Source organism: Pseudomonas sp. NBRC 111140 (assembly GCF_001320885.1).
GTDB classification, from domain to species: Bacteria; Pseudomonadota; Gammaproteobacteria; order Pseudomonadales; family Pseudomonadaceae; genus Aquipseudomonas; species Aquipseudomonas putida_P.
The window spans coordinates 1-12,715 of sequence record NZ_BCBQ01000018.1; the positions used below are offsets into that span (position 1 = coordinate 1).

General features: G+C 63.1%; 9 protein-coding genes and 1 pseudogene. 8 read left to right on the forward strand and 2 right to left on the reverse strand.

Features of this window, described 5'->3' with window-relative positions; all coding sequences use genetic code 11:
• Both APH42_RS30125 and APH42_RS08255 read left to right on the forward strand, forming a co-directional pair.
• Nucleotides 1-853: pseudogene (locus APH42_RS30125) on the forward strand (hypothetical protein); the annotation flags it as partial.
• The gene (locus tag APH42_RS08255) at nucleotides 853-2,205 is read left to right on the forward strand and encodes a GntR family transcriptional regulator (protein ID WP_012272577.1); all 1,353 of its coding nucleotides are present in this window, start codon (nucleotides 853-855) and stop codon (nucleotides 2,203-2,205) included. The pseudogene APH42_RS30125 and the gene APH42_RS08255, both read left to right, overlap by 1 nt.
• 111 nt (nucleotides 2,206-2,316) lie before the next feature.
• On the opposite strand, the gene APH42_RS08260 is transcribed toward APH42_RS08255, so the two are convergent.
• Both APH42_RS08260 and APH42_RS08265 read right to left on the reverse strand, forming a co-directional pair.
• The gene (locus APH42_RS08260) at nucleotides 2,317-3,618 is read right to left on the reverse strand and encodes an MFS transporter (RefSeq protein WP_060493117.1); all 1,302 of its coding nucleotides are present in this window, start codon (nucleotides 3,616-3,618) and stop codon (nucleotides 2,317-2,319) included.
• 66 nt (nucleotides 3,619-3,684) lie between these two features.
• Nucleotides 3,685-4,998, reverse strand: coding sequence for an L-fuconate dehydratase (locus APH42_RS08265; protein WP_012272575.1), 1,314 nt, complete (start codon nucleotides 4,996-4,998; stop codon nucleotides 3,685-3,687).
• 101 nt (nucleotides 4,999-5,099) lie between these two features.
• Here APH42_RS08265 and APH42_RS08270 point away from each other — a divergent pair, with 101 nt between their 5' ends.
• From APH42_RS08270 to APH42_RS08295, 6 genes are all read left to right on the forward strand, one after another.
• Nucleotides 5,100-6,047, forward strand: coding sequence for a LysR family transcriptional regulator (locus APH42_RS08270; protein ID WP_012272574.1), 948 nt, complete (start codon nucleotides 5,100-5,102; stop codon nucleotides 6,045-6,047).
• Nucleotides 6,048-6,074: 27 nt separating this feature from the next.
• Entirely contained in the window at nucleotides 6,075-7,028 is a 954-nt protein-coding gene (locus APH42_RS08275; protein WP_060493118.1) for a LysR family transcriptional regulator, read from the forward strand.
• Nucleotides 7,029-7,213: 185 nt separating this feature from the next.
• Entirely contained in the window at nucleotides 7,214-8,755 is a 1,542-nt protein-coding gene (locus tag APH42_RS08280) for a UxaA family hydrolase (protein ID WP_012272572.1), read from the forward strand.
• Nucleotides 8,756-8,789: 34 nt separating this feature from the next.
• Entirely contained in the window at nucleotides 8,790-9,848 is a 1,059-nt protein-coding gene (locus APH42_RS08285; RefSeq protein ID WP_060493119.1) for an Ldh family oxidoreductase, read from the forward strand.
• Between the two features lie 20 nt (nucleotides 9,849-9,868).
• Entirely contained in the window at nucleotides 9,869-11,086 is a 1,218-nt protein-coding gene (locus APH42_RS08290; RefSeq protein WP_012272570.1) for a fumarylacetoacetate hydrolase family protein, read from the forward strand.
• A gap of 99 nt (nucleotides 11,087-11,185) precedes the next feature.
• Nucleotides 11,186-12,487 carry an MFS transporter gene (locus APH42_RS08295; protein ID WP_049773234.1) on the forward strand — a complete coding sequence of 434 codons (1,302 nt, stop codon included), beginning with the start codon at nucleotides 11,186-11,188 and terminating at the stop codon, nucleotides 12,485-12,487.
• The last annotated feature ends 228 nt before the right edge of the window (nucleotides 12,488-12,715 follow it).

Sequence of the window (12,715 nt, forward strand, 5' to 3'; positions counted from 1 at the left end):
CGTTGGTTTTGCGCTGCTGGCAGAGGCGCCCGCCGATGCATTGGTCACGGCTATACCCGCCTTTCAGCGCCGTCGATACCTGGCGTGGGCGAGGCGTAGCCTGCGCCTTGCCGGGGAGCGCGGTCCGTATGCGGTACACCAGTGCCTGGCGGCGCTGGTGAATGGCTTGGGCCGGTTACATGGCGCTGCCGGTGGCGCGCAGGGTAGCCTGGCAGAGCCGGCATTGGGTGCTGCACCGGAAGGGGCGACGGTGCGGCTGTTAGCCCTTGATGACTTGCTGCCGCACTTGCTTGAAGAGCAGCCGCTTGATGCCATGCTGGGGTGTGGTTTCGAGGCCGTCCCGGATGCTTTGCCACTGTCGGAATTCGTCGACTCGCTAACCATGGCACAGTTGCACCAACTGCGTGCGCGCAGTCTGGAGCCACAGGCTGGTCGTCCAGCGCTGCGGCTGGCAGGGCAGGTGGCCGGTAGCAAACAGCGCGAGGCACATCAGTTGCAACTCGGCAAAGCCTACGGCATCAATCAGACCCAATTGGTGTGCTTGCTGTTCAGCCCCTTTGCCAGGCAGGGGAAAAACCTCGAGCGGTTCTTGCAGTGTCGGCATGCCGACATGCTGGTAGCGTTGCCGTACCTGCACAGGGCCTTGCAAGGCAAACCCTGCCCCGATGCGGTAAAAGCCTGGTTGGTGAACACAAGTGGCATGCCGCTGGGCCAATTGCGGGCGATTTATGCCGGGCAGTTGCCGCTGACTGCCTGGCGTCTGCTTAACTATCTGGCCCGCCGCGATGTGCACCTGAGGTTGTTGCCGCGGCAGGCGTCGGGGCGGCGGCGCGGCTTTGCGGGGCTGCCTTGATGGGGCGAGCGACCGCCGGCGAGTTCGCGTATCGCAAGGTGTATCGCTACCTGGAAGCATTGATCGATCAGGCTGCTGGCGATGGCCCATGCCGGTTACCGTCATTGCGTGCGCTGTCCCGGCGGCTGCGGGTGTCGTTGGCCACGGTACAGAATGCCTATAGCCTGCTGGAAGAAGAGGGCCGCGTGCACTGCCGGCCGAGGTCGGGCTATTACGTGGATAACGCTGGCAAAGAACAGGCCGTGGCTACGCACAGACAGCCTCCCTTGCCGGCGCAGCCGCTGTTGGAGCGCATTCTGCTAGGCCACGAGCGGCGCCTGGCCCGCCAACGTGACTGCAGCGTTGCACCCTGGGATGCGCTTGGCAGCACCCGATTGCGCAATGCCATTGCTGAACGCTATACCCGGTCCTCCAGCCAGTACTGGCGTGCCGATGATGTGCAACTGGCCCCCGATGTGCTGGCGTTGATCGAGACACTGCTCGCGGCGCTGGCCTTGCATGGCGGTACTGTGCTGGTACATTCGCCCTGTTGCTGGCAGGTTTTACGCGCCTTGGCGCGTGCTGGCATGCGCGTATTGGAGGTGCCACTGGATGCTCAGGGCAACCCAGACCTGCCTGCCTTGGCCAGGTTGCTGGGGAGCGAGCCGGTAAACATGCTGGTCATGCCATCGTGCCTGGGCATGCCACAAGGGCGGCTGCTTTCACCGTACTATCAGCAGCAGCTTGGTCTATTGCTTGGCCAGTACCCTGTGTGGTTGCTGGAAAACGACCTGGACAGCGAACTCTGTTACAGCGGGCCACCGAACAAACGCTTGCGCGACTGGGTGGACCCGCGTTGGCTGTTGGTGATGGGCACGTTCGAGGCTGCGGTGGGGCCCGAAGCGCCGTATGCCTATTTACTGAGCCGTGACGCCGAGTTGGCCAAGGCGTTCGCCGAGCGAGCATTTCGGCTGGCGCCGCTACGCTTGCAGGCGCTTGCGCACATGCTGGGCAAGGGGGAAATCGAGACGCAATGGGTACAGTTACGCCTGGACCTGCAAAGGCGCACGCAATGCCTGGCGCGTGTGCTGGCGTTGCAATTCGGCCAGCGGGTGGTGCTGGAGATGCCGCAAGGCGGGCAGATGCTGTGGGTGCGCTTCCGTCAGCCGCTGGTGTGGGAGGGTATTAACGCAGCGTTGGCAGGCTCACCGTTGCATGTGCTGTCCGGCGAGCAGTTCAGCCTGCAGGGGCGCTACACGCAATACCTGGCATTGATGTGGTTGGGGGGGCACCCGGATGATCTGCAACAGGCGGTAACGCGCTTGGCACAGGCGTTGGAGCCGCGTTGCGGGCGTCGTACTCGCAACCTGTAGCAGTAGCCTTGTGCTGCGAAAGGGTCGGCATGCCAAATAACTGCATGAGGCATTCATGGCTTTTTCGTAACACAAGGCTGCTCCTGGCAGGGGCGTGAAATTGCGTACTACTTAGTGTTGTTCCTGCCCTTGGCGCAAACGGGTACTGACCAGTGCCGCCAATACGAGCAATGCTGCAATGATCCATAGACCATGGCGGGTGCTACCGGTGGTCTGCTCGATCAACCCCATCACCGACGGCCCGACGAAGCCACCCAACAGGCCACAGGTGGTGACGAAGGCCAGGCCCGCCGCCAGTGCGTTACCGCTCAGACGGCTGGAGGGGAAGACAAAGATGATCGACTGCACCACGAACAACATCAGTGCGGTAAGGGAAAAACCGATCAGGCCAATGAAGGAGCTGCTCAGCGATGCCAGCAGCAACCCGGTGGCCATGGTCAACAGGCCGAAGAACAGCAGCGTGCGGCAGCGGCGCGGTGAGGTGGCCAGGCGTGGGAGGGTGGCGGCGCCTATGGCAGCGGCAATCCAGGGCACTGCTGTCAGCAGGCCGACCTGGAAGGGTGATAGGGCAGCGTAGGTGCTGATGATGCCGGGCAGGAAGAAAATCACCGTGTAGATGGTGATCTGGTGCACGAAGTACACCCCGATCGCCAGCCAGATCTGCCGGTCGCGGAACATCTGCCCCAGCTTGCTCTGCTGCGGTGCGGCAGCCCGTTCGGCGGCCAGGCGGCGTTCGATGTCCTGGGCGTCGGCGGCCGACAGCCAGGGCGCCGAGGCCGGGCCGTCCGGCAGCTTTTTCCACACCACGAAGGCCAAGGCCACGGCAGGCAGGCCCTCGAGCACGAACAGCCACTGCCAGCCGTGCCAGCCCAGCACACCATCCATTTCCAGCAGGGCACCGCCCAGCGGGCCACTGAGGATGTTGGCCAGGCACACGCCCAGCAGGAAGTAACCGGTGGCGCGGGCGCGCTGTTCGCGGTCGAACCAGTAGGTCAGGTACAACATTACACCGGGGAACAGGCCCGCTTCGGCCACCCCCAGCAACAGGCGCATGATGTAGAACGACGTTTCACCCTGGACGAAGGCCATGCCCGCCGAGAGCAGGCCCCAGGTAATCATGATGCGGGTGATCCAGAAGCGCGCGCCCACCCGGTGCATGATCAGGTTGCTGGGCACTTCGGCCAGGGCATAGGTGAGAAAGAACAAGCCAGCGCCCAGGCCATAGGCTGCTGCCGAAAGGCCCAGGTCGATGCCCATGCTCGCTTTCGCCAGGGCGATGTTGGTGCGGTCAAGAAAGCTCATCACGTAGACGACGATGAGCAGTGGCATCAATCTGCGTAGCAGCAAGCTGTTCAGGCGCTGTTCGTTCGTGGCGGCAGGGGCCGAAGCCGCTGCGCGGGTGAGGGTTGTCATTGTTTTTTTCCCCATGAAAAGTGCTGGTGGCGTGCCGTGTGGCCACGGCACACCCAGGTCTGTGGGTCAGGAGCGGTTGATGTCGAGCCACACTGCGCCATTGGGGTACTGGTAGCGCTCCAGGGTCTCGGCGTGCATTTCAATGCTGTAACCGGGGCGTTGTGGCGGCATGTAGCGCCCGCGTCGGATCACCACCGGGTCGATGAAGTGCTCGTGCAGGTGGTCGACATACTCCAGCACCCGGTTGTGCAACGAGGCCGACACCGCGATGTAGTCGAACAAGGCAATGTTCTGCACATATTCGCACAGCCCGACGCCACCGCCGTGCGGGCACACCGGCACGTCGTACTTGGCCGCCATCAGCAGTACGATCAGCACTTCGTTCAGGCCACCCAGGCGGGCTGCGTCCAGCTGGCAGAAGTCCAGCGCACCGGCCTGGAACATCTGCTTGAACATCACCCGGTTATGGCAATGCTCACCGGTGGCCACGCCAATCGGCGCGATGCGCTGGCGTATGGTGGCGTGGCCGAGGATGTCGTCGGGGCTGGTCGGCTCTTCGATCCACAGCGGTTCGAAGGCAGCCAGGCGGCGCATGTTGGCAATAGACTGCTCCACGCTCCACACCTGGTTGGCGTCCATCATCAAGGTGCGGTCCCAGCCAATTTCTTCGCGCAGGATGCTGGCGCGGCGGATGTCCTCTTCCAGGTCGGCACCGATCTTCTGCTTGATATGGGTCCAACCGTCTGCCACGGCCTCGCGGGCCAGCGTGCGCATTTTCTCTTCGCTGTAGCCCAGCCAGCCCGGTGCAGTGGTGTAGCCTGGGTAGCCTTCACGCAGCATCTGCGCCTCGCGCTGGGCTTTGCCCGGTGCCTGACGGCGCAGCAGGGCGATGGCTTCTTCGGGTGTGAGCACATCGGTGACGTAGCTGAAGTCCAGGCAGTGCACCAGCTGTTCGGGTGTCATGTCGGCCAGCAGCTTCCAGACGGGCTTGCCCTCGTGCTTGGCCCACAGGTCCCATACGGCATTGATGATGGCGGCAGTGGCCAGGTGGATCACGCCCTTTTCCGGGCCCAGCCAGCGCAGCTGGCTGTCGCTGACGGTAAAGCGATGCCAGAAAGCGCCCATGTCGGCGGTGATTTCTTCAAGGGTAAGGCCGACGATAAGGGGGGCCAGCGACTGCACCGCTGCCGCGCAAATCTCGTTGCCACGGCCGATGGTGAAGGTCAGGCCGTGGCCTTCAAGGGCTGCTGCGTCAGTGTGCAGCACCACGTAGGCCGCCGAATAGTCGGGGGCGCTGTTCATGGCGTCGGAGCCATCCAGCGACAGCGAAGTGGGGAAACGGATGTCACGAACGCTCAGGTGGGTAATACGTATGCTCATGGTCGGCTCTTGTTCTGTTCAAGCACTGGGAGCGCTGACTGTAGGTTGTCGAGCGATACAGGCATAATCGCCAAATCTTAACCAGCGATACCGGATTCGATATGTCTCGCTCGTCAACCGACAACACCCAGGTGCCTGCCAGCCTCGGCGCACTGAAGATCTCCAGCCGGCAGATCACGTTGCTCAATGCCTTGGGCGAATTCGGCAACCTGCGCCGTGCGGCGGCCGCGATGCACACCACGCAACCGGCTGCCAGCCTGTTGCTGCAGCAGCTCGAGGAGCGCCTGGGGGTGCGTTTGTTCGAACGCCTGCCACGGGGTATGCAAGCGACGCTGTATGGCGAGGTGATGATCCGCTATGCGCAGAACGCGTTGCATGAGTTCGAGCATGCCCAGGCGCAAATTGCCGAACTGGCGCGCGGGGCTTCCGGCCTGGTGCGGGTGGGCAGCGTCATGGGCCCGGTACCGGGTGTGCTGACCAAGGCGGTGCTGGCCTACAAACGCGACCACCCCAACGTGCGCATCGCCTTGGAAGTAGGCACCAGCGATACTTTGCTGCCCGCCTTGCTGCGTGGCGACTTCGACATGGTGGTGGGGCGCCTGCCGGACCAGAGCGACAGCCAGGCGTTGAACATCGAGCTGTTCGAAGGCGGTGAACAAATGCGCGTGATTGCCCGCGCAGGCCATCCCTTGGCTACAGTCGCCTGCCTGCAGCTAGCCGATCTGGTGCACTTGACCTGGATTCTGCACCCCATCGGCAGCCCGATGCGCCGCCGCGTCGAAAGCGCATTGCAGGCCGGGGGCATGGTGCAGTCGCTGGATATCGTCGAAACCGCCTCGATCCTGGCGACCACTGCCATGCTCGAAGCGTCTGAAATGATCGCGGTGGTGCCCAATGACGTGGCCCAGCACTATGCCCGCTATGGCATGGTCGCCATCCTGCCCGTGGAACTTCCTCTGGCCATGGCCAACCTTGGCGTGCTGACCCTGCGTTCGCGGCCCAACTCGGTTGCCCTCGATACCTTGCTGGGCTATTTGCGCGCTCAATAACTTTCACCCGCACGAGGCCCTGCGTCTATGCCGTCGGACATGACCCATTCCAGTTTTTGCAACTGGATCCGCTACAAGCACCTGGTGCTGATCGATACCCTGGCGCGCACGCGCAACATGCACGCTACTGCCACACGCATGAACCTCAGCCAACCAGCACTCAGCAAGATGCTGCGTGACCTTGAGGAGCAGTTCGGCTTTGCCCTGTTCGAGCGCCTGCCACGCAGCATGCCGCCCACCGAGCTGGGTGAATACGTGGTGCGTTACGCCCAGGGTGCGCTGGCCGAGTCGCAACAGTTTGTCGACCAGGTCAACCGCCTGCGTAACGGCGGGCATGGCTTTATCCGCGTTGGTGGGATCTTTGCCGCAACCGCCTTGGTGCTGCCGCAGGCCATCGCCGCCATTAAGGCACGCAGCCCATTGCTGTCGATTGAAGTGGTGGAGCATTCCAGTGATCACCTGCTGACCATGCTTGAGCAGAACAAGCTGGACATCATGATTGGCCGTTTCACCGAAGAGCGTTTCAGCCAACTGTTCGACTTCCAGCCGCTGGAGCCCGAGCCCTTCAGCCTGGTAGTGAACAGCGAGCACCCGCTCAACCAGCTCGACAGCACGCCACTGGAAGCACTCGGCGACTGGCCGTGGGTGCTGTACCCGGTGGGCACGCCGATCCGCAACCGCCTGGAGCAGGCGTTTCGGGTGGCCGGTATCGCAACGCCCGCCGACAGCGTGGAGACCATCTCCATGCCGATGTTCCTGCAACTGCTGCAATCAGCCCCGATGATCGCCATGTTACCGCGCTCGATGGTTGCTGCGCAGTTGGCCAGCGGGCAGTTCAAGGAGCTGCACAGCCCCTTGCATGTGCCGGCGCTGGAGTATGGTGTGGTCACCCGCAAGGATGAACCGCTGAGTGCTTCGGCCCGCGCGTTTGTCGAGATCTTGCTGGAGGGCGCACAACGTCGCAGGGCAGCGCTAGCATAGGAAGCGGGGGGCTGCTGCACGACCCAATGGCCCCCATAGTCGATTGAAGATTTCGCACCGATATCTTGTTGCGATAACGCCAGGTTATCGTTCGATCGGATCATCTCATTGGGAATGTTGCGCAAGGCTTCTTACAGTGGCGACAGCCATAACAAGAAGTCAGCCGCACCGCCCTGAGAGGTCCCATGCAACTGATTGCCAAATCCGGTGACCCAGCCGTCATCCGCCTCAACCCGCTGGACAATGTGCTCATTGCTCGCCAGGCCCTGCCGCAAGGGCTGCGCCTGGATGCCGAGGCGATCACCGTGCGCCAGCCAATTCCCTCGGGCCACAAGCTCGCCACCGAGCGTGTGGAGCAGGGCCAGCCGCTGCGCCGTTATGGGCAGATCATCGGCTTCGCTTCGCAGGCTATCGACGCTGGCGACCATGTCCATGTGCACAACGTGCAGATGGGCGATTTTGCCCGTGACTATGCCTTTGGTGTCGATACCCGCACTCAGCCGGGCAGCACCGCACAGTTTCAGGGCATCGTGCGCGCCGATGGCCGGGTCGCTACCCGCAACTACATCGGCATTCTTACCTCGGTGAACTGCTCGGCGACCGTGGCCCGCGCCGTGGCCGACCATTTTCGCCGTGACATCCATCCCGAGGTGCTGGCCGACTATCCGAACATCGACGGCGTGGTGGCCCTGACCCACGGTGCCGGTTGCGCAGTGGACCCCAGCGGCGAAGCCCTTGGCCTGCTGCGCCGCACCTTGGCCGGGTATGCCGTTCACCCCAACTTCGCTGCCGTGCTGATCATTGGTTTGGGCTGCGAAACCAACCAGATCGAAAGCCTGCTGGAAACCCAGGGCCTGCAGGCCAGCGCGCAACTGCGCGCATTCACCATCCAGGGGATTGGTGGCACGTCGAAAACCATCGCAGCCGGTATCGCACAGGTCAAGACGCTGCTGGCCGAGGCCAATCAGGTGCGGCGTCAGCCGGTCAGCGCCCGGCACCTGGTGGTCGGCCTGCAGTGTGGCGGCTCCGATGGTTACTCGGGGATTACCGCCAACCCGGCATTGGGCAATGCTGTCGACCGCCTGGTGGCAGCCGGTGGCACCGCGATCCTCTCCGAGACCCCGGAAATCTACGGTGCCGAGCACTTGCTGACGCGCCGCGCGGTAAGCCGTGAGGTGGGCGAAAAGCTGGTGGCGCGCATCCGCTGGTGGGAAGACTACTGCCAGCGCATGAACGCCGAACTGAACAACAACCCCTCGGCCGGCAACAAGGCAGGGGGGCTGACCACCATCCTCGAGAAGTCCCTAGGTGCGGTGGCCAAGGCTGGCTCCAGCAACCTGGTCGATGTGTACCAGTACGCGGAAGCCGTGCGTGCCCAGGGCCTGGTGTTCATGGACACCCCTGGCTACGACCCGGTATCGGCCACCGGTCAGGTGGCCGGGGGGGCCAACCTGATCGCCTTCACCACCGGCCGTGGTTCGGCCTACGGCTGTGCCCCGGCACCGTCGATCAAGCTGGCGACCAACAACCGGGTGTTCGAGCACCAGCAAGAGGACATGGACGTCAATTGCGGTGGCATCGCCGACGGCTCTACCAGTATCGAGGAGCGCGGCGCATTCATCTTCGAACAGATGCTGCGCATTGCCTCCGGAGCACGCAGCAAGAGCGAACAGCACGGCTATGGACAGAACGAATTCGTGCCCTGGCAGATTGGGGCAGTGACCTGATCGACCGCTCCCGTCCCCTTTTCGAGGTAACTGCATGACTCAAAACACGCAGTACGACGCGCAAGCACTGACCACGTTCGTCGAGCGACTGTTCACCAAAGCCGGTGCCGATGCCGATGTCGCCCGGGCGGTGACCCGGGTGCTGCTCGAAGGCGAATTGCTCGGCCATCGTACCCATGGCCTGAACCTGGTCAGCCGCTACATCGACGGTATGCTCAGCGGGCACGTCAAGGCCCGCGCGCAGGCGCTGGAACAGGTCGCGGACAGTGGCATTTCCAGCTTGTTCGACGGCCATTATGTGTTGGGGCCGTATTGCGTCAGCCGGGCCCTGGACTGTGCGGCCAAGGGCGCGACCGCACAGGGCATCGGTATTGCAGTGGTGCGCCGTGCGGCGCATATCGGCTGCCTGGCTGCCTACCTCAAGCCCTACACCGACCAGGGCTTGGTGGCCATGGTTTACTCTTCGGACCCTTCGTTGGGGCTGGTTTGCGCCCATGGCGGCATTGACCCGGTGTACACCCCCAACCCGATTGCTGCCGGTATCCCGACCCAGGGCGAGCCGATTCTGCTCGATGTCAGCATGTCCACCGTCACCCTCGGCCTGGTCGGCCAATGCCGCGATGCCGGCAGCCGCCTGCCGCACCCGGTAGTGGTGAGCAATGACGGGCAACTGAGCGACGACCCAGGTGATTTCTTCACTCGCCCGCAAGGCAGCATCCTGCCCTTGGGTGGCCAGGCCTTTGGCCACAAAGGCTTCGCCCTTGCGCTGCTGGTTGAAGCCCTGACGTCGGGCTTGGGCGGCCACGGGCGCAAGGATGCACCAGAGCAGTGGGGTGCCTCGGCTACTGCCGTGGTCATCGACCCGCGCTTCTTTGGCGGCCTGGAAGCGTTCACCGATGAAACCAGCTTCCTGGGCCGACTGGTACTTGCCAGCCGCCCGCTCGACCCCGAGCGCCCGGTGCGTTTGCCTGGGCAAGCTGGCCTTGCCCTGCGTCGCCAGGCCCTGGAGCAGGGCGTGAATCTTTCGCCTCAGGTGATGGCCGACCTTGACCGCCTGGCCGGGCAGTTGCAACTGCCGGCACTTTCCCATTGATGCACATTAAGGGTACACCGATGACTGAACGATCGAACGCCAATCAACCGCTGACGCTAAAACATGATGCCAGCGTGTTCGATAACGGCAGCTGGGTAGGGCGGGTCTGGTTGCCGGACCAAGGGCCGGCGGTAGTGCTGGTGAAAGGCGGTGCCGTCTACGATATCAGCACCCACGTGGCGACTGTATCGGCCCTGCTGGAAGTGGCCGACCCGGTGGCCTACCTGCGTGCCTTGCCGTTGGCCGAACCCTTGATTGCGTTGCCGGCATTGCTGGGCAACAGCGACCCCGCTCAGCGGGACCCACGCCAACCCTGGCTGCTGGCGCCGATCGACCTGCAAGCGGTAAAGGCCGCAGGCGTGACCTTCGCCACCAGCCTGCTGGAGCGTGTGGTGGAAGAACAGGCCAAGGGCGACCCGGCCAAGGCTGACGCTATCCGTGACACCCTGGCCAGCCGCATCGGGGCCGATTTGTCGCAGATCGTACCTGGCTCGGCCCAGGCCGAAGCGCTACGCAAGGTGCTGGTAGAGCAGGGCCTGTGGTCGCAGTACCTGGAGGTGGGCATCGGCCCGGATGCCGAAGTGTTCACCAAGGCCCAGCCGCTGTCGGCCGTTGGCCACGGCGCCGACATTGGCATCCACCCCAAGTCCAGCTGGAACAACCCAGAGCCCGAAGTGGTACTGGCGGTGTCGAGCGATGGCAGCATCAAGGGCGCCATGCTCGGCAACGACGTCAACCTGCGTGACTTCGAAGGGCGCAGCGCCTTGCTGCTGTCCAAGGCCAAGGACAACAACGCGTCCACTGCACTGGGCCCGCTGCTGCGGCTGTTTGACGAAAGCTTTGGTCTGGACGATGTGCGCGCCGCCGAGGTGGACCTGCGGGTCGAAGGCATGGACGGTTTCATCCTGTCCGGGCGTAGCTCAATGCGGCAGATCAGCCGTGACCCGCAAGACCTGGTGCAGCAAACCCTCAACGAGAATCACCAATACCCCGACGGCCTGGTGCTGTTCCTCGGTACCCTGTTCGCTCCCAAGCAGGACCGCGATCAGCCGGGTAACGGCTTTACCCACAAACCGGGTGACGTGGTGAGCATCAGCAACCCGCAACTGGGTACTCTGTGCAACCGCGTGACCACCAGCGATCTGGCACCGCAGTGGGCCTTTGGCCTGCGCGCGCTGATCGACAACCTTGGCCAACGTGGCCTGTTGGAGGTTGCAGCCACCGCGCGCCAGTTTTGAACGACACGCTGCGTCAGGGAGGGGCGCAGCAGCATCGAGGGATCGTCAAGGCGCTGATAGCGCGGCAACAATAATAAGAAAGGTCATCACATGAACCCTATGAAGAAGTACCAGCGCATCACCGTCGTGTTCCTGCTGCTGATCGGCATCGTCAACTACCTGGACCGTAGTGCGCTGTCGATTGCCAACACCTCCATCCAGAAAGACATGATGATCAGCCCGTCGCAGATGGGCATTCTGTTGTCGGCGTTTTCCATTGCCTATGCCTTTGCCCAATTGCCCATGGGCATGATCATCGACCGCCTGGGCAGCAAGATCGCCTTGGGTGCCTCGTTGCTGGGCTGGTCGGTAGCCCAGGCAGCGTTTGGCATGGTCAACAGTTTTGCCGGATTCATGGGCCTGCGGGTATTGCTGGGGATTGGCGAGGCGCCGATGTTCCCATCGGCGGCCAAAGCCTTGTCGGAGTGGTTCGACGCCAACGAACGCGGCACCCCGACCGGCGTGGTCTGGTCGTCGACGTGCCTGGGCCCATGCCTGGCGCCACCCTTGCTGACGCTGTTCATGGTCAACTTCGGCTGGCGCGGCATGTTCATCATTACCGGTGTGATCGGCGTGGTACTGGCGGTGTGCTGGCTGACCTTCTACAAGAGCAAGGCCCGTTACCTGGCAGAGCTTGCGGCCGAAGGCAAGCCATTGCCGGGCGAGCACCAGGCGCCGGTAACCGCTGCAGCCACGCCGAAGGCATCCTACTTCGCCGGCTGGCTCGACCTGTTCAAGCACCGCAGTACCTGGGGCGCGGTGCTGGGTTTCATGGGGGTGATCTACATGCTCTGGTTGCACCTGACCTGGCTGCCAGGCTACTTCGAGCGTGAACATGGGCTGGACCTGTACAAGACCGCCTGGGTCGTGTCGCTGGCCTACGGTTTTGGTGCCGCGGGTACCATCGTTGCCGGGCGCTTCTGTGACTGGCTGGTAAAGCGTGGCATGAGCGTGCTGGGTGGCCGCAAGTTCAGTGTCATCACCGGCCTGGTGCTGGCCGCGCTGTTCACCTTGCCCCTGTCCTTCGTCACCGGCCTGACCGGCTGCATCATCCTGCTGTGCCTGGCGCTGTTCAGCATCAACATGGCCAGTGCCACCGCCTGGATGATCGTCAACACCATTGTCGACAGCCAGCGCGTGGCGTCGTTTGGCTCGATCCAGAACTTTGGTGGTTACATCGCCGGTTCCGTGGCACCGATCGTGACCGGGTTCAGCATCCAGTATTCGGGCTCGTTCACCACGGCGTTCATGATCAGCGCGGTGGTGGCGTTGTGCTCGGCAGTGGCGTACTTCCTGCTGCTGCAGGCGCCGATCGGCAGTGCCAAGGTCGAGGCAGAGGGGATGGTTCCAGCAACCAAGTAGTTTGATACGTCACGCAACCCCTGTAGGAGCGGCCTTGTGTCGCGAAAGGGCCGCCAAGCGGCCTCAGTGATATTGGCGTTGTTCTCGATATCCGGGGGCTGCTGCGCAGCCCATCGCGACACAAGGCCGCTCCTACACAAAGCACCATCGAGCTGACCCACGGCGCTTGTCAGGCATGCTTGTCTGTATGTATAACCAGTGCCTGTTACCACAAACTGACCTTAGCCC